This is a genomic window from Streptomyces sioyaensis (assembly GCF_004122735.1).
Lineage (GTDB): Bacteria > Actinomycetota > Actinomycetes > Streptomycetales > Streptomycetaceae > Streptomyces > Streptomyces sioyaensis.
In genome coordinates this window covers 1-24,258 of the sequence record NZ_SDIF01000069.1, presented here as the reverse complement: position 1 = coordinate 24,258, position 24,258 = coordinate 1, and the positions used below count along the sequence as shown (strand labels likewise).

The following is a 24,258-nucleotide window of genomic DNA, read 5'->3' as shown; positions in this document are numbered from 1 at the left end:
CCCGGAGATCCGTCGGACATCCGTTCGCGCAGACCCCTTGTCGGATCGTTGAACAATCGCCTAGCCTCCGCTGCAATCTTCTCCCTCTCCTCACGGACTCGTTGAGTCCCCGTACGCGGAAGGCGGACCCATGATCGTGCTCCTCGGCGTGCTCGTGGTCGTGATCGGCTTCGCCACGAAACGCAATCCCCTCCTGGTCGTGGGGGTGGCCGGCATTGCCACCGGCCTCCTCGGCGGACTGTCACCGGGCAAGGTGCTCGCCGCGTTCGGCGCGGGCTTCGCCGGCAGCCGGGCCGTGACCATCTTCGCGATCACCCTCCCGGTCATCGGCCTCCTGGAGCGCTACGGCCTCCAGGAACAGGCCCGCAACCTCATCGCCCGCTTCGCCCGGCTCACCACCGGCCGCTTCCTCGCGCTCTACCTGGGTCTGCGGCAGATCGGCGCCGCGGTCGGGCTCACCAATGTCTTCGGCCACGCCCAGACCGTCCGTCCGCTGGCCGTCCCGATGGCCGAGGGCGCGGCGGAACGCAGGTTCGGCCAACTCCCGGACCGGACACGGGAGAAGGTCAGGTCCTTCTCCGCCAGCGCGGACAACGTCGGCCTGTTCTTCGGGGAGGACGTCTTCCTCGCCGTCGGCTCGATCCTGCTGATCACCGGCTTCGTCAACACCACCTACGGCACCCACCTCGAACCGCTGCAGCTCGCGTTGTGGGCGATCCCCACCGCGGTGTGCGCCTTCGTGGTCCACGGCTGGCGGCTGCTGCGCCTGGACCGCCACCTGGAACGCGAACTGCTCACCGCCAACGTCCCGGACAACGCCGTAGTGGAGGCCACCAAGTGATCAAGGCAGAGTGGTTCTACTGGCTGGTGGGCCTCAGCTTCCTGGTGATGGCGGCCGGTATGGTCACCGACCGCAGCAACCCCAAGCGCCTGGGCACCGGCGCCTTCTGGGGCCTGATCGGCGCCGGCTTCATCTACAGCAGCTGGGTCGTCACCAAGCAGGCGCCGGCCGAGCCGCTGGGCGTCGCCGTCCTCCTGATGGCCGCGCTGGCCGGCTTCGGCTTCACCGGGCGGGGCACCCCGCGCACCACCACCCCCGAGGAGCGCACGGCCAGCGCCGCCCGCCTGGGCAACAAGCTGTTCGTGCCCGCGCTCACCATTCCGGTGGTGGCCATGGCCTGCGCCATCGGCGTCAAGCACCTCTCCTTCGGGGGGCAGCCGGTCCTGGAGGAGGGCAGCGAGACCATTCTGGGCCTGGGCATCGGAGCCGTCGTGGCCCTCGCCGTCGGCATGATCATGCTCCGTGAGAAGCGGATCTCGGTGCCCGTGGAGTCCGGCCGCTCGATGCTGGAGACCATGGGCTGGGCCATGCTGCTGCCGCAGATGCTGGCCACGCTGGGCGCCATCTTCCAGGTCTCCGGCGTCGGCGACCAGGTCGGCAAGCTCACCGCCTCCGTGCTGCCCAAGGACTCGCTCTACATCGCGATCGTCGTCTACTGCGTGGGCATGTTCGCCTTCACGCTCATCATGGGCAACGCCTTCGCCGCCTTCCCCGTGATGACCGCGGCCGTCGGCTGGCCCGTACTGATCGGCCACTTCGACGGCAACCCCGCCGCCGTCCTGGCCATCGGCATGCTCGCCGGATTCTGCGGCACGCTCGTGACGCCGATGGCCGCCAACTTCAACATCGTTCCGGCGGCCCTGCTGGAACTGAAGGACCAGTACGGACCCATCAAGGCGCAGCTGCCCACCGCGGGTGTGCTGCTCGGCTGCAACATCGTCATCATGGCGCTGTTCGCCTTCTGAGCCGGTGCCGCCGCCGCACCGTCGCGCACGGTGGCCCCGGCCACCGTGCCCCGCCTCCGCCCCCGGACGACCGCACCGAGGATGACCGAATGACCCGGGTACTGCTGACCGGATTTGCACCGTTCGACGGTGAATCCACCAACCCCTCCTGGCAGGCGGTTCGGGCCGCCGCGGCAGCGCCGCCGCCCGGCATCGAGGTGTCCGCCGTCGAGTTGCCTTGCGTGTACGGAGCCTCGATCGCGGTGCTGCGCGCCGCGATCGAGGAGACCCGGCCCGACATAGTGGTGTGCGCCGGCCAGGCGGGCGGCCGTCCCGACATCACCGTCGAACGCATCGCCATCAACCTGGACGACGCTCGCATCCCCGACGCGGCCGGTGCCGAGCCCATCGATGAGCCGATCGTCCCCGGTGGCCCAGCCGCGTACTTCTCCACCCTGCCGGTCAAGGCCTGCGTGGCCGCGATCCGAGCCGCCGGGCTGCCCGCCTCCGTCTCGCACACCGCCGGCACCTTCGTCTGCAACCACGTCTTCTACGGCCTCGCCCATCTCATCGCCACCGAACTGCCGGGCCTGCGCGGCGGTTTCGTGCACGTCCCCTATGCGCCCGAGCAGGTCGTCGACCGCGCCCAGCCGTCGCTCCCGGTCACCGCCGTCACCCGGGCCCTGTGCGAGATCGCCCTCACCGCCGCACACACCCACACCGATATCCGCGCCGCCGGAGGCACCACCCACTGAGCGGCGGCGCCGGGACACCTGTGGCGGCGCCCGAGGCGCAGACCGCCCCCGGCCCGCTGCCTTTTCACCCCTTTCCCGGCTGATTTGCTGCCATTTCGCCGCCTTTTCGCCGTCCTTCGCCGGACCGGCCGAGCGAGGCGGAGAGGACCTGGCGGCCGGCCGTGGCGGGCCCCGTCGTAAACTGGTGCGTCGGCCGGCGGGCGGCCCGTCAACGGATCCACCAGCGGTTCCACCCATGCACGGATCCGCGCCGTTTCGTCCGTTGTCAGTGCGAGCGCCTACTCTGTGCGACGTGACTTTTCCCGCCCCGGGGGCCGCTGCGCCCCAGCTCAACGGCCCTCAGCGGCCCGCGCCGGGCCCGGCCGCCGACGAAGGCCTGGCCCGCCGGCTGCGCGCCCTTGCGTGCACCGCGCCGCTGCACGACCTCGACGTGCGCAAGGCCAACCTCGCGGGCGAATACGGCGGCTACGCCATGGCGGAGGTGGCGCTCGCCGTCATCGATCTGGTCACCCTCAACATGGACTTCGACACCGGCGCCGACCACGAGGAAATAGTGGCGAAGGTGCTCCCGAGGGTCGCCGCCCAGGCCCCCCGCCGCCCCGCGGGCGAGCACGAGCGGGTGGCCCGCTGGGTGCTGGAGAATCTGATCAACGTCGGCAGCGTGGACCGCGGCTTCCGCGCCGTCTACGGCACTTTCACCACCGAGGGCGAATACGTCCGCCGCGACTACGACTTCAAGCTCATCGAGGAGGTCCCGGGCAGCGGCGGCAGCGTCTATCTGCGGGCCACCGACGAAGCGGTCAACGTCCTGGTCGGCGCGCTCGACACGGATGTCACCAGCGCCCAGATCGCCGCCGAGGTCAAGCTGGAGGTGCTGATCAACCGCGGCCGGCTGGCCGACGCCCAGCTCGCCGCCGAGCAGGCCCGCTACCGCACCGTGCAGTACGCCGAGACCCTGCGCCGGACCCTGGACGCCACCCGCCGCAACGTCCGCGCGGTCGACTGGCTGGAGACCGTCCCCGACATGATCAACGAGGCGCTGGACCACGTCGCGGACCGCTACCGCCACGAGAACGCCATCCTCACCAACATCCGCAAGGCCCGCGACGAGACCGAGGAGCCCGAGCACAAGCGCCGCGCCGCCGAGCTCGTCGACATCGTCAAGGACTGCATCCGCCGCCACACCCAGCTCCAGTCCCGGCTGCTGGAGGCCGGCCCGCTCTTCCGCGCCGAGCAGGACCGGCAGGCCTTCGCCACCCCCGTCGCCCGCTCCGGACTCGATCTGTACGGCCAGCTCGTCGCCCCCCTGCTGCCGCTCCCCGCCGAGCAGGCCATCCGGGTCACCGACGCCTTCTTCGCCCACGGCACGGGCCTGCGCACGCCCTCCGCCGTCCGCGTCGGCGACCTCGTCGAGGTGCTGCTCACCCCGCCCGTGGAGCGCGAGCACCTCGGCGCCGAGATGCCCGAGCCCGACCTGGTGACGACCCCCGACGACAGCCGCTTCACCGAGGCCCAGCTCGACGCCGCGATGGCGCTGCTCACGCTGCCCGCCGACGCCCCGCGCAGGCTCTCCGGCCTGCTCGCCGAGGCACGCCGCGGCGATCCCGAACTCCCCTACCTCGTCGCCCTGCTGGCGGTCCATGCCGCCAGCCCGCCGGTCGGCACGGCCTACCGCCAGGGCGAGCAGCAGCTGCTCTTCGCCGTCGATGACGGCACGGAGCTGATAGACCCCGAATTCGGCGGCGCCGACCTCATCGTCGGCACGGCTCTGCTGGACGCCGCCGGCATGGCCGCGGACCGCTCGGAGGTGGCGTGATGGCCCGCGCCCGGGGCGACCGACCGACCGGCGGCACCACCCGCCCGGCCCCGCCGGACCGGAGCGCGCCGGGCGGCGGCCCGGCGTCGCGCCGGCACGAGATGTCCGAGACCGTCCCCCGCAAGGAGCTTGTTCCGTGACCCAGTACGACGACGCGCCGCAGCCGGACCTGGTGTCCGGGGCCGGTGAGCCGGGCTGGGGCGCGCCCACCGCCGACGCCGGTCCGGCCGCCGCGGCGGGGCCCGCGCCCGTCACCCCCGCCGATGCCGCGGACGCCGCCCGGCTGGTCTCCTTCGGCCTCCAGCCCAAGCTGCTGCCCGCCCGCGACGCCGAATACGGCGAACTCCTGCGGCGCTACCGCGACGAGCCCGCCTTCGCCCGGCTCGCCGACGCCGTCGCCACCGGTCTCGGCCTGGTCGTCCTGGAGGTCTCCACCCGCGCCGGGATGGCCGTCACCGCCGCCGAGGACTCCGTCTTCGCGGTCCGCATGGGTGAGTACGCCCGCCGTGCCTCGGCCGACTCCGCCGACCGCTTCCTGCACGGCCTGGCCCATCTCGCCGTCGCCGCGCTGGCCTTCCCGCGCCCCGAGGACCTCGCCGACGACGGCTACATCGGCCGGATCACGGTCAACGGCGTGGACGCCTTCGTCCGGCAGGCCTGCCGCCGTCTGGAGGAGCGGGCCGAGCAGGAGGGCGAGAACACCGACCCGGCCACCGACGCCCCCGGCCTGGAATCCGCCTGGCGCATCTACGCCCGGCGCAGCGCGACCGGTGCCACCAAGGACGCCAGACGGCTGGCCGGTTCGACCACCGGGATCATCGCCAAGGCCGTGACCTTCCTCGTCGACTCCGGATTCCTCCAGCGCACCGGCGACGATTCCGGCGGCGCCTACCGCACCACCGCCCGCTATCAGCTCCAGGTCCGCGACATGGCCGGCAGCGCCGCCATGGCCGAACTCCTGGAGCTGGGCATCGTCCCCGTCGCCGACGGCAGTGCCGCACTGCTGCCGGGCGAGGACACCGAAGACCTCGACCTGGTCTCGGACGCCGGCCTGCCTTTCCACTCGGGGTGAGGGGAGTGGCTGATTGCTGAGGGCTGGCTGATGACTGATGACCGCTGACTGCTGAGCGCTGACTGTTCCTGACCGACGACCGTTCCGACCGACGACTGTTCCGCCCGCTGACTGCTCCTACCGACGCCTGTTCCGCCCGCTGACCGTTCCGCCCGCTGACCGTTCCGACCGACGACCGTTCCGGCCCCTGACGCTTCAGGGCGTCGCTCGATACCGACTCCTCCCCCCACCCCCGAACCCACCCCCACACGACAACGAGAGTCCGCCATGTACGAGCTGTCCCGGGTCCGTCTCTACTCCATCGGGCCCGCCGGTGCGCGCTATGCCGACACGGTGCTGGACCTGCGTGGAGTCGGCGCCCCCGTACCCCACCCGGCCCCGGCGCAGGCGGACTTCTTCGAGGACGAACCGGTCGGCCCGCCGCGCCGCCCGGCCCCCGCGGGCGTCCTGTTCCTGGAGAACGGCGGCGGCAAGTCCGTCCTGCTCAAGCTGATCTTCTCGGTGATGCTGCCCGGCCACCGCAACACCCTGGGCGGTGCCAGCTCCGGCGTGCTGCGCAAATTCCTGCTCGCCGACGACTGCGGCCATGTCGCCCTGGAATGGCAGCACGTCCTCACCGGCGAGAGCGTGGTCGTCGGCAAGGTCAGCGAGTGGCGCGGCCGGCAGGTCTCCAACGACCCCCGGAAGTTCGCCGAGGCCTGGTACAGCTTCCGGCCCGGCCCCGGGATGAGCCTGGACTCGCTCCCCGTCGCCGAGGCCACCGTGATCCGCCCCCGGCAGGGGGACGGCGAGGGCAGCTCCGGCGCCCAGGGCCGGCGCCGCACGATGAAGGGCTTCCGCGACGTCCTCACCGAGGCCGGGAAGAGCTACCCCAACCTCGACGTCGTCTGGGAAGAGATCCACGAGCGCTGGAACGAACACCTCGGCGAGCTCGGCCTGGACCCGGAACTCTTCCGCTACCAGCGGGAGATGAACGCCGACGAGGGCGAGGCGGCCGGCCTGTTCGCGGTCAAGAACGACTCGGACTTCACCGACCTGCTGCTGCGTGCCGTCACGGACACCCGCGACACCGACGGCCTCGCCGACCTGGTGCACGGCTTCGCCCACAAGCTCGGCCGGCGCGCCGAGCTCACCGCCGAGCGGGACTTCACCGCCGGGTCGCTCGACCTGCTGTCGCGCATCGCGGACGCCGCCGAGCAGCGTGAACGCGCCCGCGAGGTGCATGCCGGTGCCGAGCGCCGCACCCGCGCCCTGGCCCAGCGGCTGCACGCCCGCGGCACCGAGGAGCGCGGCCGTGCCGCCGAGCTGGCCGAGCAGGTCGCCACCGCGGCGCACCGCGTCACCGACGCCGAGCGGATCCGCGAGCGCCGCTCCCTGGTCTCCGCCGAACTCGCCTACCGGCACGCCTCGCTGGCGCTGGCCGCCGCGGAGAAGGGCGCCGCCGCCCAGCGCCGCGAGCTCAACGACGCCCGTACGCTGCACAGTGCCTGGCAGGCCGCCGAGACCGCGCTGCGGCACCGCGCCGCCGCCGACCGTTCCGCGCGGGTCGCCGCCGCCATCCGCGAGGCCGAGCGGGACGCCGCCCCGGCACTCGCCGCCCGCGCCACCGCCGCCGCCGACCTCGTGCGCGCCCTGCACGCGGCGGCGGAGGCCGGGGAGCGCGTCGCCAACGAGGAGGAGGAGCGCTCCGCCGCCCTCCAGGAGGCGGGCGAGTCCGCGCACCGCGACGCCACCTCGGCCGCCACCCACGCACAGCGCGCCCGCAGCGAGGCCGATCACCTCAAGCAGCGGCTGGCCGAGGTCGCCGAGGAGACCGCCGAGGCCGTCCGGGCCGGGTGGCTGGACGACAGCGCCCCCGACGCCGACCCGGCCCGCGCCGCGCTCGCCGCCTCGGACGCGGAGAAGACCGCCGTCGAGGCCTGGGACACGGCCCGCGAGGCCGCCCGGCAGGCCACCGACCGCGCCCGCGAGGCCGCAGCGAGGCACTCCGCCGCCGAACTCGCCGCGGCCCGCGCCGAGGACGCCGCCGAGGCCGCCGGGCGGGCCTACGATGCCGAGCGCCGGGCCGCCGAGTCCCTCGGCTCCGAGCAGCGGCTCGCCGACCTCCTCGGACTTCCGCAGTCCGAGGCGAAGTCCGTCGGCGTGCCCGCGCCCCGTACGGCCGCGCCCGGGACGCCCGGGGCGGACCAGGGCGTCCCGCGCCGTCCCGTCGCCGGCTCGCTGACCGCCGAGGAGCTGGACCGTAACGCCGACGGGCTGCACGAACTCCTGGAGGAGGGCGTCGCGGCCGCCGAACGGCAGCTGTTCGACCTGCGGACGGCCGCCGCCGACGACGCCCGCATCCTCGGCGCGCTGGGTGACGGCGGTCTGCTGCCGCCGGGGCCCGATGTGCTGGCGGCGGTGGAGTACCTCGGCGAGCACGGTGTGCCCGCGCTGCCGGGCTGGCGCTATCTCGCCCAGTCCGTCGACCCCGCCGACCACACCCGGGTGCTCGCCGCCCGCCCCGAGCTCGTCGACGGCGTGATCATCACGGACCCGGAGACCCATGCCCGGGCCCGCGAGGTGCTCGCCCAGGCCGCACTGCTGCCGCGGTCGGCCGTCGCGGTCGGTACCGCGGCCGCGCTGCTCGCGCCCACGCCCGCCGCTGACGAGCGGGAATCCGGCGTCTTCCTCGTGCCGCCGAACCCGGCGATGCACGACGAGTCCGCCGCGGACGAGGAGCGGCAGGCGCTGCGGGCGCGCGCCATAGAGCGCGACGAGGAGATCCGGGCGCTGGCCGCCCGGCTCGCCGGGGACCGTGCGCTGGCCGCCCGGCTCGGCTCGTGGCGTACGGGCTGCCCGGCCGGCCGTCTGGCCGAACTCGCGGCCGCGGCGGACGAGACGCGGGCGGCCGCCGAGGAGGCCGCCGCCGAGCTGGCCGAGGCCCGTGCGGCCCGGGACGGGACCGAGGAGGCCGCGGCCGAGGCCACCCGGGTGCGCGACGAGCGGCAGGAGACCGCCCAGCGTGCCCGCCGCGCCGCCGATCTGCTGGCCGGGCTGGCCCACCGGCTGCGCGAGCGTGCCTCCTGGCAGTCCCGGCAGCGGGAACTCGCCGACGAGGCGGCCGAGTTCGAGGCTCGCGCCGAGGAGTGCGTGGACCGCGCGCGGGCCGCCGACGAGGACCGCCGGGCCGCCCAGCGCGCCGCCGACGACGCCCGCCGCACTGCCCGCGCGCTGCGTGCCGAGCGCGCCGAGATCGCCGGCGTACCGGACGACCTGGGGGAGGCTCCCGAAGGGGCGAGCGCCTCGCTGCCGGCGCTGCGCGAGGCCTACCGCGCCGCCTCCCAGCTCTACGAGAAGGTCGGCGTCGGCGCGGATCTGCGCGCCGAACAGGCCCGCGCCGAGGGTGACGAGAGCGCCGCCCTGGCCGAGCTCAACCGCCTCACCAACAAGGTCCGCACCCGCGCGGAAGCCCTCCTGGAGAGCCCGGACGCCGCCGACGGCCCGTCCCGGCAGGCCGCCGCGTCCCGCGCCGAATCCCGGGTGCACATGCTGGAGACGCGCGCCTCGGCCGCCAGTGAACAGCTCGGCCGGCTGCGCGGCGAGGCCGAACGCCTCGCCCCCACCGACGGCGAGGCACACACCGAGCTGCCGGACGAGCTGGTGCCCGCCGACGCGGACCGGGCCAAGGAGCTGCTGCGCACCGCCTCCGGTGAACTCGCCACCGCCACCGAGGCGTTGGAGGGCGCCCGGGCGCAGCACGAGGAGCTGCTGCGCGCCCACCGCGGAGCCGAGGACGCGGCCGGCGGCTTCGACGAGACCGCCGCGCTGCTGCGCGACCTGCTGCGCGACAACAACGACCCCGAGGACGCGGCGGACGAGCCGATCGAGCCGTACGCGGGCGCGCTGCCGCAGGCCCGGCAGGACGCCGCCGAGTCCCGCCGCTCGCTGCGCGGCTGCGCCGCCGACCTGTCCACCGCCGAGTCCGCGGTGCGCGAGGCGAGCGACATCCTCGTGCGGCACGCCAACTCCACCCGCTACGAACAGGTCCGTACCCCCGCCCGCCAGCAGATCCGCGAGCTGCCCGCCTCGGCCCTCCCGGACCACGCCGCCAAGTGGGCGGACGCCTTCGCCCCGCGGCTGCGGGTACTGACCGACGAGCTGGCGCAGCTGGAGCGCAACCGCGACTCCATCGTCGACCGGCTCCGCGGGCTGGTCGAGTCGTCGCTGACGACGCTGCGCTCCGCCCAGCGGCTGTCCCGGCTGCCCGAGGGGCTGGGGGAGTGGTCCGGGCAGGAGTTCCTGCGGATCCGCTTCGAGGACCCCGACCAGGCCACGCTCACCGAGCGGCTGGGCGAGGTCATCGACGAGGCGACCCGCGCGGCCGTGAAGAAGAACAGCGATCTGCGGCGGGACGGGATGTCCCTGCTGCTGCGCGGGGTCAGCGCGGCGCTCCAGCCGCGCGGGGTGGCCGTGGAGATCCTCAAGCCGGACGCGGTGCTGCGCGCCGAGCGGGTACCGGTCGGGCAGATGGGCGATGTGTTCTCCGGCGGCCAGCTGCTGACCGCCGCCATCGCGCTGTACTGCACGATGGCGGCGCTGCGCAGCAACGACCGGGGCCGCGACAAGCAGCGGCACGCCGGCACGCTGTTCCTGGACAACCCCATCGGCCGCGCCAACGCGACCTATCTGCTGGAGCTGCAGCGCGCGGTCGCCGATGCGCTCGGCGTCCAGCTGCTCTACACCACCGGCCTCTTCGACACCACCGCGCTCGCGGAGTTCCCGCTGGTCATCCGGCTGCGCAACGATGCCGACCTGCGGGCCGGACTGAAGTACATCAGCGTCGAGGAGCATCTGCGGCCGGGCCTGCCGCAGCCGGACCCGTCCGGCGAAGCGGTGCACGGCCAGATCACGGCGACACGGATGTACCGCCGTCCGGAAGAGCCGGAGGAGCCGGAGGAGCCGGAGGAGCAGGAAGAGTCCGCGTCCGCGGAGCAGTTGGACGAGACCGCCGGGTGAGCCGTGGCGCGGGGGCCCTGCGGACGGTCACACCACGACGACCGACCGCAGGACCTGCCCGCGCTGCATCTTCGCGAAGGCCGCTTCGAGGTCGTCGAGCGCGATGGTCTCGCTGATGAACCGCTCCAGATCGAGCTTGCCGCTCAGGAACAGATCGATCAGTACGGGGAAGTCGCGGCTGGGCAGACAGTCGCCGTACCAGGACGACTTCAGTGCGCCGCCGCGCGAGAAGAGATCGAGGAGCGGCAGGTCGATGCGCATCTCCGGACCGGGCACCCCGACCTGGACCAGCGTGCCCGCCAGATCGCGCATGTAGAACGCCTGCCGGTAGGTCTCCGGGCGGCCGACCGCGTCGATCACCACGTCGGCGCCGTGCCCGCCGGTGAGCGCACGGACCGCCTCGACCGGGTCCGTGCCCCGGGAGTTGACGGTGTCGGTGGCGCCGAACCGCTCGGCGGCGTCCAGCTTTCCGTCGTCGAGATCGACGGCGATGACGCGTCGTGCGCCGGCCCGGGAGGCGCCCGCGATGGCGGCGTTGCCGACCCCGCCGCAGCCGATCACCGCGACGGTGTCCCCGCTGCCCACCTCGCCGGTGTGCACGGCGGCGCCGTAGCCGGCCATCACCCCGCAGCCGATCAAGCCGGCGGCCTCCGGGCGGGCCGACGGATCGACCTTCACCGCCTGCCCGGCGGCGACCAGGGTCTTCTCGGCGAAGGCGCCGATGCCCAGGGCCGCGGTCAGCTCCGTGCCGTCCATCAGGGTCATGGCCCGGCCGGCGTTGCGCGAGGCGAAGCAGTACCAGGGGCGGGCGCGGCGGCAGGAGCGGCACTGTCCGCAGGGCGCCCGCCAGGCGAGCACCACATAGTCGCCGGGCGCCAGGTCCGTGACGCCGGGGCCGACCTCCTCGATCACCCCGGCCGCCTCGTGGCCGAGCAGATAGGGGAAGTCGTCGCCGATCGCGCCGTCGCGATAGTGCAGATCGGTGTGGCACACCCCGCAGGCCTGGACCGTCACGAGCACGTCGCCCGGACCGGGATCGGGTACGAGGATCGGCAGCACCTCGACGGGGGCGCCCTTCTTGAGGGCGACGACGGCGCGGGCTTCGTGCGGCATGTCTCACTCCTAAAACAGCGCCTGCGGTGGCGGCAGGGGCGGGTAGCACGCGTGAGGTGGCACGGATGCCTGTGAGGGGTGGGAGTGGTGCGCGGTGAGCGGGCGGGGACAGCGGCGGTGGGCGGCCCACCCCTGTCTCCGTGTTGCCTATAGCGCGATTGGTTGCGCTATGGGAGACATGCTGGAAGTCCGCAAGGGATCCGTCAAGGGGGATTTTCCGCAAGCCGCCTCAACCCGCGTACCCCATGCGGCGGGAGAGGTCGGCAGCCGCCTTCGCGGACCGCTCCGCGAGCTCGGGCAGCAGCTCCCGCTCCATGCGGTACGCCGGCCCCGAGAGGCCGATCGCCCCGATCACCGCACCGTCGTGCGCCCGCACCGGTGCCGCCACCGCGTTGAGCCCGATCTCCAACTCCTCGCTGGTGCAGGCGAACCCGTCCGCGAGCGCGGCGGTCAGCTGCTCGCGCAGGCCGGCCGCCGTGGTCAGGGTGTGCTCGGTGAACCGCGGCAGCTTGCGGGTCACCAGGGCCTCCCGGCGCTGTGCCGGCAGATGCGCCAGCAGCACCTTGCCGCTGGCGGTGGCGTGCAGCGGGGTGCGGCGGCCCAGCCAGTTGTACGCGGTGACCGCCGCGGAGCCCCTGGCCTGCATGATGTTGACCGCGGCGTCGCCGTCCAGCACCGCGATGTTGGCGGTCTCCCCGGTGTCCTCGGCGAGCGCCCGGCAGACCGGCTGGCCCTCCTGCGAGATGTCCAGCCGGATGGCCGCGGCGCCGGCCAGCCGCAGCACCCCGGCGCCCAGGTAGTACTTGCCGCGCTCCTTCTCCTGCTCCACCAGACCGCGGTGCTCCAGCACCCCGAGGATCCGGAACGCGGTCGACTTGTGGACGCTCAGCTCCTCCGAGATCTCGGTCACCCCGGCCTCACCCAGCTTGGCCAGGATCTCCAGCACGCTCACCGCGCGGTCCACGGACTGGACGGATCCCGCCCCGGCGCGCCGTTCCTCGGACCGGTCGTCTGCCGCATCGTTCGTGTTCGACATGGGTCTTTGTGTCACCACCCGGTGGCCCCGCGGGGCACGTCTGAAGGCATCTGCCGGGAAGCCCTTGACGGCCCGCTCCCCGGCTTGGATTCTGTTGCGCATCGCGCTCTGCGATGCGTTATTCAGAACACATGATACCGATCAGCGAGAGGGGGGCCAGATGATTCCCGTCTGCCGTATCGAGGACCTGCCCGAGGGTGAGTCCGTACGGATCGAGATCGACGACGCCACGCCGGCCATCGCGATCTTCCACGCCGAGGGCGGTTTCTACGCCGTCGACGACACCTGCAGCCACCAGGACGCCTCGCTCTCCGAGGGCTGGGTCGAGGGCTGCTTCGTGGAATGCCCGCTGCATGCGGCGCTGTTCGACCTGCGGACCGGGGCTGCCGCCTGCCTGCCCGCCCGCCGGCCGGTGCGCACCCACGAGGTCAGTGTCCTGGACGGCATGATTCATGTACGGCCCGCCGTACGGGAAGCGGCCGTCGTCGCGTGAATCCCGGGTCCGCCCGGCCGTTCACGCCGCCGTGCGCGAGGCCCGCGACGGGCCCTCCCGTGACTCCCGGCGCCGCTGCCGCCGCGCGCGGCGCCGCTCCCGGCGCAGTTCCCGGGCGGTGGAGCTCGGCTGCGACTGCACGCCGTTGCGCTGCACCCACACCTGCCGGGTGACCCAGACGTCCAGCACGCCCCAGGTGGCGACCACGGTGCTGGCGACCGTGCTGAGTACCGCGGGGAACGCGAACCAGGAGCCCGCCAGCGTGCACAGGAACGCCACCATGGCCTGAATCAGTGTGAGGGCCACGATGATGACGGCACGCACCGCGGCGGTGCGCACCGGATCCGCCATCCGGGGCCGGGTGGCCGGCTCCTCCTGCCACAACGGCCGTCTGCCGGTGTCCATGAACGCGTCACCCTCCCCGCACGTGCCCCGTGTCCGACTCCTTGGGGACTGCCCGCATTTCGCCCGGTACATGCCCCTGGTGTCGTACCCCGTACCCCTCCATGGTCACGCACCGGAGCCGCACAGGGTTACCCGGGGTAGAGAAAAACCGGCCAACCGCCCGGCAGGCCGTCGGACACCGACGCGCGGACCGGGTCGTCGAACGCGGGGCGGGTTGTCCGGGAATCGGCGGACAACTCATGACGATCCCGCGCGGCCGGTCTCCCCGAGGTCACGAGAGGCCTTCGGCTAGGTCACCCGACAGTAGTAGGCTCGCGCCGTTTGTTGACGGAACACCACCCCCGTGCGCCGGGGTTGACGTAGGGGAGGCCATGCGCTTTCGCGGGAAGTCGGTCCGCCGGAAGATCGTGGCGTTGCTGCTCGTACCACTGCTGTCCCTGACGTCCTTGTGGGCGTTCACGACCTACCTCACCGGTCGTGAGGCCAACCAGCTGCTGGACGTCGGCAACGTCGTACAGCATCTGGGCTATCCGGTGGAGAACGTCATCCTGACGCTCCAGGACGAGCGCCGGCAGAGTCTGCTGTACCTCGCCGACCGGCGCGACGCCGACGCACTGGACGCACTCCGCCGGCGGACCCGGGCCACCGACGAGGCCGTCACCCAGCTGCGCGCCGACACCGACACCAGCGACACCCTTGAGGACCTGTCCGGAGAGGCCGGCGACCGGATGCACGGCGTCCTCAAGGGCCTCTCCTCGCTCGGCTCGCTGCGCACCCAGGTCCAGGACAACACCGTCACCCGCGACGAGGCCCTGGAGAGCTACAACTCCCTTGTCGATCCCGGCTATGACTTCCTTTCCGCACTCCACGCGCTGGAGAATGTGGAGATGGACAAACAGGCCCGGGCGCTGATCACCCTCACCCGTGCCCGGGAGACCCTCTCCCGTGAGGACGCCCTGATGTCCGCGGTGCTGGCCTCCGGCAGCATGAGCGCGCGCGATCTGCGGTCGGTGTCCGACCGGGTCGCCGAGCGCCGCCTCCTCTACCGCGTCGGCCTGCCCGTCCTGCCCGCCCGGGACCGCGGCGGCTACCAGGACTACTGGCACGCGGCGAAGGCGCGCGAGCTGACCTCGTACGAGGACCGGGTGATCGCCGCCGGGGCGAAGGACGGACCGCACGCGGTCAACGCCGAGCGGTGGAACGCCGCGGCGCAGCGGGTGCTCGGCGACCTCCACCGGATGGACAAGGACGCCGCCGAGCGCTACCAGGAGCGGGTGGCCCCGGTCGCCACGCACATCCTCCTCAAGGCGGCCATCGCGGGCGTCCTCGGCTTCGTCGTGCTGCTGATCTCGGTCGTCGTCTCCTTCCGCGTCGGCCGCCGCCACGTCCGGGACCTGATCCGGCTGCGCAAGACCGCCCACGAGGTGTCCGGCGTACGGCTGCCGAGCGTGATGCGCCGGCTGGCGGCCGGCGAACAGGTCGATGTGGAGACCGAGGCGCCCCGGCTCGAATTCGGCCCGGACGAGACCGGCCAGGTCGGCCAGGCGCTGCACACCCTCCAGCGGGCCGCGATCGAGGCCGCCGTCAAGCAGGCCGAGATGCGCCGCGGCGTCTCCGAGGTCTTCGTCAACCTCGCCCGCCGCAGCCAGGTCCTGCTGCACCGCCAGCTGACCCTGCTGGACGCCATGGAACGGCGCACCGAGGACACCGACGAACTCGCCGACCTCTTCCGGATCGACCATCTGACCACCCGTATGCGGCGGCACGCGGAGGGCCTGGTCATCCTCTCCGGCGCGGCCCCCTCCCGGCAGTGGCGCAAACCGATCCAGCTGATGGACGTGGTGCGCGCGGCGGTCGCCGAGGTGGAGGACTACGAGCGGATCGAGGTCCGCCGACTGCCCCGGCTCGCGGTGGACGGTCCCGCGGTGTCCGACCTCACGCACCTGATAGCCGAACTCCTGGAGAACGCCACGGTCTTCTCCCCGCCGCACACCGCCGTGCAGGTGCTGGGCGAGCGGGTCGCCAACGGCTTCACCCTGGAGATCCACGACCGCGGTCTGGGCATGGCTCCCGATCTGCTGCTGGAGGCCAACCTCCGGCTCGCCGAGACCCCCGAGTTCGAGCTGTCCGACACCGACCGGCTCGGGCTGTTCGTGGTCAGCCGGCTCGCCCGGCGGCAGGACGTACGGGTCTCCCTGCAGCCCTCGCCGTACGGCGGCACCACCGCTGTCGTCTTCATCCCGGGGGCGCTGCTCACCGAGGGCGGCCGGGCCGACGACGAGGGCGCCGCGGACGGCCTGCCCGGCGGCCCGGTCGGCAACGAACTGGAGCATGCGGCGGGCAAGCTGGCCGCGCTCTCCGAGGCGCCGGGCCCGCTGCCCGTGCGGGAGCGGCGCGCGCCGGCCGTCATCGACGGACCGGTCGAACTGGAGGCGCCGCTCGACCGGGACGAGCCGGCTCCCGCCGACGACGAGGACAGCCTCTTCAGGAAGCGCGACCGCGACCGGGACCGCAAGGGCCCGGCCGGCCCGTCCTCCGCACCGCGCAGCATCGCACCGGTGCCGCCCGTGCCCGACGGCGAGCAGCACCAGCAGACCCGGGACCAGGCGCCCGGCGGCGGGCTGGCGCCCCTGCCGCGCCGCCACCGTCCGCCGGTGCTGGTCTCCGACCACGGCAGAACGGTCGACGACCCTGACGCCACGGGCAAGCGGGGCGCCGAACGGCCCGGCGCCGAGCGCGCCCGCTCCCAGGAACGCGACGCGCGCCGCTCCGAGGCCGGGCCACCGTCGTCCGCCGCGCCGCAGGACCCGCCGCCCCCGGCCGGCCCGCGGCCCGTCGAGGACCACGACGCGTCCGGCCCGACCACGCCCCAGGGCCTGCCCCGCCGGGTACGGCAGGCCAGCCTCGCGCCGCAGCTGAAGAAGGACCCGGCGGAGGCGGAGCAGGCACCGGCGCGGCATCCGGCCGCGGACGACCGCGACGCCGAGGCGGTCCGCGCCCGCATGGCCTCGCTCCAGCGCGGCTGGCAGCGCGGCCGTCGCGACAACGGAGAGGACCCGCGCGAGAGCGCGCCACCACCGGGCGAGGACCCGCCGGCCCCCGCAGCGGCGGCCGCGGACCTCACGGCCCCGGCCACCACCGGCCCGGAGGACACCACAGGCTCCGGCAACCGTGACGCCGCCACGCACGACGGCGACGGCACGGGCACCACCGCACCACCAGGAACCACATCGGGAGGGCACGGTCCATGACCGCACCGAAGGCAGCAGCTTCCACCGCACCGGGTTCGGCGAAGGGATCCGGTGACCTGAACTGGCTCCTGGACGAACTGGTCGAGCGGGTCGGCTCCATCCGCAAGGCACTCGTGCTGTCCAGCGACGGCCTGGCCACCGGGGCGTCGAAGGACCTGACCCGCGAGGACGGTGAGCATCTGGCCGCCGTCGCCTCCGGCTTCCACAGCCTGGCCAAGGGCGTCGGCCGGCACTTCGACGCCGGCCAGGTCCGGCAGACCATGGTCGAGCTCGACGAGGCGTTCCTGTTCGTCAGCGCGGCCGGCGACGGCAGCTGCCTGGCCGTGCTGGCCGACGCGGACTCCGATGTCGGCCTGATCGCCTACGAGATGACGCTGCTGGTCAAGCGCGTGGGCACGCACCTGGGCACCGCGCCCCGGTCCGGCCCCTTCGCCTGAGCGCGACGAGGGTGACGCGAGGGTGACGCGATGACGGAGCAGGACGGCCGGGCGCCGCGGGACCGGGAGACGGCCCGCTGGTTCGACGACGACGCGGGCCCGGTCGTCCGCCCGTACGCGATGACCCGCGGCCGTACCCGTACGGCCGCGGAGAACCGCCTCGACCTCATCGCGCTGGTGATCGCCGAGAGCCGCGCGGAAGAGGCGGTCGACGATCAGATGCTGTCGCCCGAGCATGTGGAGATCGTGGAGCGGTGCCGGCAGGAGCCGCTGTCGGTGGCCGAGTTGGCGGCCGGCCTCGACCTGCCGGTCGGCGTCGTACGGGTCCTGATCGGGGATCTGCTGGATGCGGACCTGGTCCACGTCAGCAGGCCGGTACCGCCGGCCGAGCTGCCGGACGAGAAGGTGCTGCGCGAGGTGATCGACGGCCTGCGCGCGCTGTGAACTCCCCGCGGTCCGATGGCCGCCGCCCCGGTCCGTTCGGCCGGCGCGGCGGCCATCTGCACTCCCGGGCGCCGGGGCGGGACAGCGGTTCCCGCCGTGCCGCCCGCGGGCCGGGGCTTCGTTGGGCACGCCTCAACCGCCGGGGTACGGTGCCTGTTGAGCAGCTGTCAACAGGAGGAGACGCGTCGCCATGGCCACGGACGAGACCCCGGACCCCTTCGAACGCCTGGAGATCCAGGTCGGCCCGCACACCTACGACGCACTGGCCTGCGGGCCCGCCGACGGGGAGTTCGTGCTGCTGCTGCACGGCTGGCCCGAGTTCGCCGACTCCTGGAGCGAGGTGCTGCCCGCCCTGGGCACGGCCGGCTACCGCGCCGTCGCCGTCGACCAGCGAGGCTACTCCCCGCGCGCCCGCCCGCCCCGGATCGCCGACTACGCCGTGCCCGAACTCGTCGCCGACGCCCTGGCCTTCGCCGATTCCCAGGGCGCGCGGCGCTTCCACCTCGTCTCGCACGACTGGGGCGGCATGGTCGCCTGGGCGCTGGCCGGCGCCCACCCCGAGCGGCTGAAGTCCCTGACCGTGCTGGCCACCCCGCACCCGGACGCGCTCAACCGCGCCGCCTCCACGGACGACACCCAGCACCACCGGCTCGACTACGTCCGCTTCTTCCGCCGCGACGACGGCGCCGCGGAGACCGCCCTGCTCGCCGACGACGCCGCCCGGCTGCGCGCCGCCTACGCCGGCAAGGTCCCCGACGCCCTCGTGGACGGCAACGTCCGCCGGCTCTCCGCACCGGGCGCGCTCACCGCCACCCTGAACTGGTACCGCGCCCCCGAGTCGGTCATCTCGATCCCGGCCGGCCGGATCAGCGTCCCCACCCTCTTCCTGTGGGGCAGCGAGGACACCGCCCTGGGCCGCGGCGCGGCCGAGTCGACGGGGGAGTGGGTGGACGGTCCCTACCGCTTCGAGGCCCTGGAGGGCGCCAGCCACTGGCTGCCCGAAGAGGTCCCCGACGTGGTCGCGCCCAAGATCCTGGATCATCTGGAGCAGTACGCCTGAGGCCGGGACGGGCCGGAAGCCCACTGCGGGCCCCGTCCCGCCGCCGTACACTGCGCGCATGTCCGGCAGACGCACCACCCGACTCACCCCCGATCAGCGCAGGGAGCAACTGGTCGGTATCGGGCTGGAGATGCTCGCCGACCGCTCCCTGGACGAGCTGTCCACCGATGAGGTCGCCCGGCGGGCCGGGATCTCCCGCGGACTGCTCTTCCACTACTTCGACTCCAAGCGCGACTTCTACCGCGCGGTGGTCCGCGCCGAATGCGACCGCTTCACCGCCGCGACGGAACCGGACGGCTCCCTGGAGCCGGTCGCCTGGATGCGGGCCTTCATCGCGGGCTTCGTGGCGTACGTCCTGGAGCACCGGCAGGTGTACCTCGCGCTGGTACGGGGCGCCGCCGGCAGCCACCCCGCGGTCACCGACATCGTCGGCACCACCCGCGAGACCGTCGCCCGCCGGGTGCACGACGGCCGACGGCGCCTGGGCATGCCGGACGCCCCGCAGGCCGAACTCGCCACCCGCGCCTGGATGGCGTTCGCCGAGGAGGCGGTCACCACCTGGCCGGTGGAGCGGCCCGGCGCCCGGGAGGAGCTGTGCGCCTTCATCGAATCCAGCCTGGTGAACCTGCTGGGGCTGCTCGACCGGCCCCAGGTCCTCACCCCGCGCTGAGCGCCCGCCGGGGCCGGGCCCACCCGCCTCAACGGCCCTGCCCGGCGCCCTTTTGGGCAGGTTGGCGGCCTTGGCCCCCTGGTGTCACCGGGGGCGTGATGCATCTCAAGTGGGCGCCGTGCTGAGCACGTTGTACCGTTCCCTTGCACGTGCCGCCTCGTGCGCCGACGCCCGGGGACCAAGCGTGAGCTCCACCCGCACACCCGGCAATTCAGGAGAAGAATCCCATGGCCTTTGGGCGTTCCGATCGTCGCCGCCGGTCCGCCGCCGCCGAGCCGGTGACGCTGAAAATCCTGGTCGCGGGCGGCTTCGGGGTCGGTAAGACCACCCTGGTCGGTGCCGTCAGTGAGATCCAACCGCTGCGCACCGAGGAGGCTCTGACCGAGGCGGGCCGGCCGGTCGACGACCTCGACGGTGTGGAGGCCAAGACGACCACCACCGTCGCGATGGACTTCGGCCGGATCACCGTCAACGAGGGGCTGGTGCTGTATCTGTTCGGCACCCCCGGCCAGGACCGCTTCTGGTTCCTCTGGGACGAACTGGCGCGCGGCGCGCTCGGTGCCGTGGTGCTCGCCGACACCCGCCGGCTCGCGGACAGCTTCTCCGCCATCGACTACTTCGAGCGCCGCGGACTGCCCTTCACGGTCGCCGTCAACTGCTTCGACGGCGCCGACCGCTATCCGCCGCAGGCCGTACGGGAGGCCCTGGACCTGGCGCCCGGGGTCCCGGTGATGCTGTGTGACGCCCGGCTGAGGAATGACGCCCGCGATGTGTTGATCTCCGTCGTCGAGCACGCGAGGGAGACGGGCATCGGCCGGCGGGAGCCCGCGCTTCCCTGACGGGTGCGGCGCCGGCCGGCGAGGGCCCGCGACTCCCTGACGGACACGGAAGCACGGCCCGTACCCCGCCGTCCGGGGTACGGGCCGTACGTCTCCAGGGACTGCCCCGCCGGACAGGAGTCCTAGGCGTTCTGACCCACCGGACGGGACGCCTAGGACGCCGCCGACCCGTCCTCTGCCAGCCAGCCGAAGCTGCGCTCCACCGCCTTGCGCCACTGGGCGAACTCGCGGTCACGGGTCGGCCCGTCCATCCGCGGAGTCCACTCCTCGTCGCGCTGCCAGTGGGTCCGCAGCTCGTCCAGGTCCTGCCAGACACCGGTCGCCAGCCCGGCCGCGTACGCCGCCCCCAGGCAGGTGGTCTCCGAAATCACCGGGCGGATCACCGGTACGCCCAGCACATCCGACTGATGCTGCATCAGCAGGTGGTTGGCGGTCATCCCGCCGTCGACCTTGAGCCGGGTGATCCGTACGCCCGAGTCCTGGAACATGGCGTCCACCACCTCACGGGTCTGCCAACTGGTCGCCTCCAGCACGGCGCGCGCCAGATGCGCCTTGGTGACGAAACCGGTCAGACCGGTGATCACCCCGCGGGCGTCGGAGCGCCAATAGGGCGCGAAGAGGCCGGAGAACGCCGGGACCACATACGCCCCGCCGTTGTCGGGGACGCTCGCCGCCAGCGGCTCGATCTCGTCGGCCGAGGCGATGATGCCGAGCTGATCGCGGAACCACTGCACCAGGGCGCCGGTGATGGCGATCGACCCCTCCAGGCAGTAGACCGGTGCCTCCCCGCCGAGCTGGTAGCCCATGGTCGTCAGCAGCCCGCTCTTCGACGGGACCGGGCGGTTGCCGGTGTTCAGCAGCAGGAACGAGCCGGTGCCGTAGGTGTTCTTGGCCTCGCCGACGCCGTAACACGTCTGGCCGAAGACGGCCGCCTGCTGGTCGCCGAGCGCGGCGGCCACCGGCACCCCGTGCAGCTGCCCGACCGCCGTGCCGTAGACCTCGGCGGACGACCGGATCTCCGGCAGCATCGCGGCCGGGACGTTCATCGCCGACAGGATCGCCGGATCCCACTGCAGGGTGCCGAGGTTCATCAGCATCGTGCGGCCCGCGTTGGTCACATCGGTGACATGCACCCCGCCGTCGGTGCCGCCGGTCAGATTCCAGATCAGCCAGGAGTCGATGGTGCCGAACGCGATCTCGCCGCGCTCGGCCCGGGCCCGCAGCCCCGGCACCTCGTCCAGCAGCCAGGCCGCCTTCGGCCCGGAGAAGTAGCTCGCCAGCGGCAGCCCGGTGGCCTCCCGGAAGCGGTCCTGGCCGTCCGCCCCGCCCAGTTCCGCGCACAGCTGGGAGGTCCGGGTGTCCTGCCAGACGATCGCATGGTGCACCGGCCTGCCGGTGGCGCGGTCCCACAGGACCGTGGTCTCCCGCTGGTTGGTGATGCCCAGCGCACTGAGCTGGTCCGCGCGCAGCCCCGCCTTGGTCAGCGCGCCCGCCACCACGGCCTGCACCTTCGACCAGATCTCGGTGGCGTCGTGCTCCACCCAGCCCGGCCTGGGGAAGATCTGGCGGTGCTCGCGCTGGTCGACGGCGACGATCGCCCCGCCGTGGTCGAAGATGATGCAGCGGCTGGAGGTGGTGCCCTGGTCGATCGCGGCTACATATTTCTCGGTCTTCCCGGTGTGCTCCGTCATGCCGTCACGCCTCCTGGCGTCCTGGTGAGTGGGTGCAGCGGGGGGCTGGGGCCGGTCCGTGCGACACGCCGGGGTCAGAACGCCAGCCGGTAGACCAGGCCGGACAGCACCGCGCCGATCAGCGGTCCGGCCACCGGTATCCAGGCGTAACCCCAGTCGGAGGAGCCCTTGTTGGGTATCGGCAGCACGGCGTGCACCAGGCGCGGACCGAGGTCGCGTGCCGGGTTGATGGCATAGCCGGTGGGCCCGCCCAGCGACAGCCCTATCCCGACCACCAGCAGCGCGACCAGCAGCACATTGATCCCCGAGCCGTAGACCCCCGCCTGCGCGCCCGGGACCTGGCCGATGCCGATGCCCTTGTTCTGCCCGAAGCACAGCAGCGGCAGCACCAGCCCGGCGGTGGCGATGACCTCGGTGACGAGGTTGGCGGCCGGCTTGCGGATCTCCGGGCCGGTGGAGAAGATCCCCAGCGTCGGCTGGGCGAGTTCCCGCTCCGCGTTGGCCGCGAACTGCGCGTAATACAGGGCCCAGGCCAGTACGGCGCCGACCGCCGCGCCGATCATCTGCGCCAGGACGTACAGCGGCACCTCCGACCACGGCGTGCCGCCCACGATCGCGGAGCCGACCGTCACCGCGGGGTTGAGATGCCCGCCGGACAGCGGTGCCGCGGTGTAGGCGCCGGCCAGCACGCCCATGCCCCAGCCGAAGGCGATCACCACCCAGCCGGCGCCCTTCGCCTTGGAGTGGTGCAGGGTGACGGCGGCGCACACACCCGCGCCGAAGAGAATGAGTATCGCGGTCCCGATCACTTCACCGACGAAGATGTCCCCATTGGTATACATGGCGGCTCCTAGGCCCTCGCCTCGCCCGGGGACGTCCCCCGGTCCTCCGTGCAGGGTGCGTGCCACCGGCGGGCAGCGGGCAGCCGCCGCCACCGGGCCGGGGTGCCTGAGTACGGCAGTGCCGACTGGCATCCGGAAGTGTTCACCGGTGCTGAGGGGGCGTCAAGGTCGCGTGCGGCAGAGGTTGTTGACGCCTGCGGTCGGATGCGACGGGGCCTTGGGGCACCCCCGTCGGCCGCCGGCTCCCGCACCCTCCTGGACCGCACTCGCCGCGGTCACCACACTCCTCGCGCTCACCGCACCGCCACCACCGCCGACCCGTGCCCGAACAGCCCCTGATTGGCGGTCATGCCCACCCGGGCACCGGGCACCTGACGGCCGCCGGCCTGTCCCCTCAGCTGCCAGGTCAGCTCACAGACCTGGGCGATCGCCTGGGCCGGCACCGCCTCGCCGAACGAGCTCAGACCGCCGCTGGCATTCACCGGCAGCCGCCCGCCCAGCGCCGTCACCCCGTCCCGCAGCAGCCCGGCACCCGCACCCGCGCCGCACAGCCCCAGATCCTCGTACCACTCCAGCTCCAGCGCGGTGGACAGGTCGTAGACCTCGGCCAGCGAGAGGTCTTCGGGGCCGATCCCGGCCTCCTCGTAGGCCGTGCGCGCGATCGAGGCTCGGAAGCCGGTTGCGGGCTCCGGTACGGCGGCCGCGGAGTCGGTGGCGATGTCCGGCAGGTCCAGCACGGTCCGCGGGTACTGCGGGGTGGCCGTGGAGACCGCGCGGATCCGCACCGGATCGGCCACGCCGTGCCGCCGTGCGAAGTCCATGCTGGTCAGGACGAGTGCGGCGGCGCCGTCGGAGGTGGCGCAGATGTCCAGCAGCCGCAGTGGATCGGCGACCACGGCCGATGCAGCGACCTCCTGTGCGGTGACCGGTGTGCGGTAGCGGGCGTACGGATTGGCCGCGCCGGCCGCCGCGTTCTTCACCTTCACCTGCGCGAAGTCGTCGGCCGTATCGCCGTACAGCGCCATCCGGCGGCGTGCGTACAGTCCGAAGTACGCCGGGTTGGTGGCGCCCAGCACCCTGAACCGCAGCCAGTCCGGATCGTCGGGCCGGTCACCGCCCGCAGGGGCGAAGAAGCCCTTGGGCGCGGCGTCGGCGCCGACCACCAGGGCCACGTCCGCCTGGCCCGAGAGGATCTGTGCCCGCGCGGTGCCGATGGCCTGGGCGCCGGAGGCACAGGCCGCGTAGACGCTGGTCACCCGGGCGCCCTGCCAGCCCAGAGCCTTGGCGAAGGTCGCGCCCGCCACGTACCCGGGGTAGCCGCCGCGGACCGTGTCCGCCCCGACCACGCTCTGTACGGCACGCCAGTCGAGCCCGGCGTCCGCGAGCGCCACCCTGGCCGCCTTGGTGCCGTACTCGACGAAGCTGCGCCCCCACTTGCCCCAGGGGTGCATACCGGCACCCAGCACGGCTACGTCGCGGGTTGGGGAGGTCGGGGAGGCTGGAGGGCTTGGGGGGTGTGGGGTGGCTACGGGGTTTGGGGGGGCTAGGGGG

General features: G+C 73.3%; 18 protein-coding genes and 1 pseudogene. 13 read left to right on the top strand and 6 right to left on the bottom strand.

Translation table 11 applies throughout. The annotated features are described in order from the left end of the window. Positions 1-130 precede the first annotated feature (130 nt). The 6 genes from EST54_RS22065 (at position 131) to EST54_RS22040 (ending at position 10,426) form a co-directional block, all read left to right on the top strand. Complete coding sequence (locus EST54_RS22065; protein ID WP_129249447.1) at positions 131-841, top strand: DUF969 domain-containing protein; 711 nt, start codon at positions 131-133, stop codon at positions 839-841. Further along, entirely contained in the window at positions 838-1,806 is a 969-nt protein-coding gene (locus EST54_RS22060) for a DUF979 domain-containing protein (protein WP_129249446.1), read from the top strand. Before EST54_RS22065 ends, EST54_RS22060 begins: the two co-directional genes overlap by 4 nt. A gap of 89 nt (positions 1,807-1,895) precedes the next feature. After that, complete coding sequence (gene pcp, locus EST54_RS22055) at positions 1,896-2,540, top strand: pyroglutamyl-peptidase I (protein ID WP_129249445.1); 645 nt, start codon at positions 1,896-1,898, stop codon at positions 2,538-2,540. Positions 2,541-2,832: 292 nt separating this feature from the next. Next, the gene (locus EST54_RS22050; protein WP_174857492.1) at positions 2,833-4,356 is read left to right on the top strand and encodes a hypothetical protein; all 1,524 of its coding nucleotides are present in this window, start codon (positions 2,833-2,835) and stop codon (positions 4,354-4,356) included. Between the two features lie 172 nt (positions 4,357-4,528). After that, entirely contained in the window at positions 4,529-5,428 is a 900-nt protein-coding gene (locus EST54_RS22045; RefSeq protein ID WP_372448111.1) for a hypothetical protein, read from the top strand. Positions 5,429-5,695: 267 nt separating this feature from the next. Next, complete coding sequence (locus tag EST54_RS22040) at positions 5,696-10,426, top strand: coiled-coil domain-containing protein (RefSeq protein ID WP_129249444.1); 4,731 nt, start codon at positions 5,696-5,698, stop codon at positions 10,424-10,426. A 27-nt stretch (positions 10,427-10,453) separates the two neighbouring features. Here EST54_RS22040 and EST54_RS22035 read toward each other — a convergent pair whose 3' ends face one another. Next, entirely contained in the window at positions 10,454-11,539 is a 1,086-nt protein-coding gene (locus EST54_RS22035; RefSeq protein WP_129249443.1) for an S-(hydroxymethyl)mycothiol dehydrogenase, read from the bottom strand. 229 nt (positions 11,540-11,768) lie between these two features. Continuing rightward, positions 11,769-12,575: an IclR family transcriptional regulator gene (locus tag EST54_RS22030; protein ID WP_129249442.1), complete on the bottom strand. Its 807-nt coding sequence runs from the start codon at positions 12,573-12,575 to the stop codon at positions 11,769-11,771. 160 nt (positions 12,576-12,735) lie between these two features. Between EST54_RS22030 and EST54_RS22025 the strand changes: the two genes are divergently transcribed. Next, complete coding sequence (locus EST54_RS22025; protein ID WP_129249441.1) at positions 12,736-13,068, top strand: bifunctional 3-phenylpropionate/cinnamic acid dioxygenase ferredoxin subunit; 333 nt, start codon at positions 12,736-12,738, stop codon at positions 13,066-13,068. Positions 13,069-13,089: 21 nt separating this feature from the next. Here EST54_RS22025 and EST54_RS22020 read toward each other — a convergent pair whose 3' ends face one another. Then, the gene (locus tag EST54_RS22020; RefSeq protein ID WP_372448109.1) at positions 13,090-13,545 is read right to left on the bottom strand and encodes a hypothetical protein; all 456 of its coding nucleotides are present in this window, start codon (positions 13,543-13,545) and stop codon (positions 13,090-13,092) included. Between the two features lie 299 nt (positions 13,546-13,844). Between EST54_RS22020 and EST54_RS22015 the strand changes: the two genes are divergently transcribed. From EST54_RS22015 to EST54_RS21990, 6 genes are all read left to right on the top strand, one after another. Further along, a complete protein-coding gene (locus tag EST54_RS22015; protein WP_129249439.1) occupies positions 13,845-16,724 on the top strand; it encodes a nitrate- and nitrite sensing domain-containing protein in 2,880 nt (959 codons plus the stop codon). After that, entirely contained in the window at positions 16,721-17,161 is a 441-nt protein-coding gene (locus EST54_RS22010) for a roadblock/LC7 domain-containing protein (RefSeq protein WP_129249438.1), read from the top strand. The genes EST54_RS22015 and EST54_RS22010 overlap by 4 nt, the downstream gene beginning before the upstream one ends. A 30-nt stretch (positions 17,162-17,191) precedes the next feature. Further along, positions 17,192-17,605 (top strand): DUF742 domain-containing protein, encoded by a 414-nt coding sequence (locus EST54_RS22005; RefSeq protein WP_129249437.1) that lies wholly within the window; start codon positions 17,192-17,194, stop codon positions 17,603-17,605. A gap of 190 nt (positions 17,606-17,795) precedes the next feature. Further along, the gene (locus tag EST54_RS22000; protein WP_129249436.1) at positions 17,796-18,665 is read left to right on the top strand and encodes an alpha/beta fold hydrolase; all 870 of its coding nucleotides are present in this window, start codon (positions 17,796-17,798) and stop codon (positions 18,663-18,665) included. Between the two features lie 58 nt (positions 18,666-18,723). Then, positions 18,724-19,335 (top strand): TetR/AcrR family transcriptional regulator, encoded by a 612-nt coding sequence (locus EST54_RS21995; protein ID WP_129249435.1) that lies wholly within the window; start codon positions 18,724-18,726, stop codon positions 19,333-19,335. A 227-nt stretch (positions 19,336-19,562) separates the two neighbouring features. Beyond that, positions 19,563-20,174: a GTP-binding protein gene (locus EST54_RS21990; protein ID WP_129249434.1), complete on the top strand. Its 612-nt coding sequence runs from the start codon at positions 19,563-19,565 to the stop codon at positions 20,172-20,174. Between the two features lie 152 nt (positions 20,175-20,326). Here EST54_RS21990 and glpK read toward each other — a convergent pair whose 3' ends face one another. From glpK to EST54_RS21975, 3 genes and pseudogenes are all read right to left on the bottom strand, one after another. Then, complete coding sequence (gene glpK / locus EST54_RS21985; RefSeq protein ID WP_129249433.1) at positions 20,327-21,865, bottom strand: glycerol kinase GlpK; 1,539 nt, start codon at positions 21,863-21,865, stop codon at positions 20,327-20,329. A gap of 74 nt (positions 21,866-21,939) precedes the next feature. Next, positions 21,940-22,707, bottom strand: coding sequence for an MIP/aquaporin family protein (locus EST54_RS21980; RefSeq protein ID WP_129249432.1), 768 nt, complete (start codon positions 22,705-22,707; stop codon positions 21,940-21,942). A gap of 293 nt (positions 22,708-23,000) precedes the next feature. Continuing rightward, a pseudogene (locus tag EST54_RS21975) lies at positions 23,001-24,182 on the bottom strand (lipid-transfer protein); the annotation flags it as partial. Positions 24,183-24,258 lie beyond the last annotated feature (76 nt).

What these genes read in the sequence shown, in the direction of transcription:
- EST54_RS22065 (WP_129249447.1), top strand. Translation starts at nt 131, where the DNA reads ATGATCGTGCTCCTCGGCGTGCTCGTGGTCGTGATCGGCTTCGCCACG.
- pcp (WP_129249445.1), top strand. Translation starts at nt 1,896, where the DNA reads ATGACCCGGGTACTGCTGACCGGATTTGCACCGTTCGACGGTGAATCC.
- EST54_RS22040 (WP_129249444.1), top strand. Translation starts at nt 5,696, where the DNA reads ATGTACGAGCTGTCCCGGGTCCGTCTCTACTCCATCGGGCCCGCCGGT.
- EST54_RS22035 (WP_129249443.1), bottom strand. Translation starts at nt 11,539, where the DNA reads ATGCCGCACGAAGCCCGCGCCGTCGTCGCCCTCAAGAAGGGCGCCCCC.
- EST54_RS22030 (WP_129249442.1), bottom strand. Translation starts at nt 12,575, where the DNA reads ATGTCGAACACGAACGATGCGGCAGACGACCGGTCCGAGGAACGGCGC.
- EST54_RS22025 (WP_129249441.1), top strand. Translation starts at nt 12,736, where the DNA reads ATGATTCCCGTCTGCCGTATCGAGGACCTGCCCGAGGGTGAGTCCGTA.
- EST54_RS22020 (WP_372448109.1), bottom strand. Translation starts at nt 13,545, where the DNA reads ATGTACCGGGCGAAATGCGGGCAGTCCCCAAGGAGTCGGACACGGGGC.
- EST54_RS22015 (WP_129249439.1), top strand. Translation starts at nt 13,845, where the DNA reads ATGCGCTTTCGCGGGAAGTCGGTCCGCCGGAAGATCGTGGCGTTGCTG.
- EST54_RS22010 (WP_129249438.1), top strand. Translation starts at nt 16,721, where the DNA reads ATGACCGCACCGAAGGCAGCAGCTTCCACCGCACCGGGTTCGGCGAAG.
- EST54_RS22005 (WP_129249437.1), top strand. Translation starts at nt 17,192, where the DNA reads ATGACGGAGCAGGACGGCCGGGCGCCGCGGGACCGGGAGACGGCCCGC.
- EST54_RS22000 (WP_129249436.1), top strand. Translation starts at nt 17,796, where the DNA reads ATGGCCACGGACGAGACCCCGGACCCCTTCGAACGCCTGGAGATCCAG.
- EST54_RS21995 (WP_129249435.1), top strand. Translation starts at nt 18,724, where the DNA reads ATGTCCGGCAGACGCACCACCCGACTCACCCCCGATCAGCGCAGGGAG.
- EST54_RS21990 (WP_129249434.1), top strand. Translation starts at nt 19,563, where the DNA reads ATGGCCTTTGGGCGTTCCGATCGTCGCCGCCGGTCCGCCGCCGCCGAG.
- glpK (WP_129249433.1), bottom strand. Translation starts at nt 21,865, where the DNA reads ATGACGGAGCACACCGGGAAGACCGAGAAATATGTAGCCGCGATCGAC.
- EST54_RS21980 (WP_129249432.1), bottom strand. Translation starts at nt 22,707, where the DNA reads ATGTATACCAATGGGGACATCTTCGTCGGTGAAGTGATCGGGACCGCG.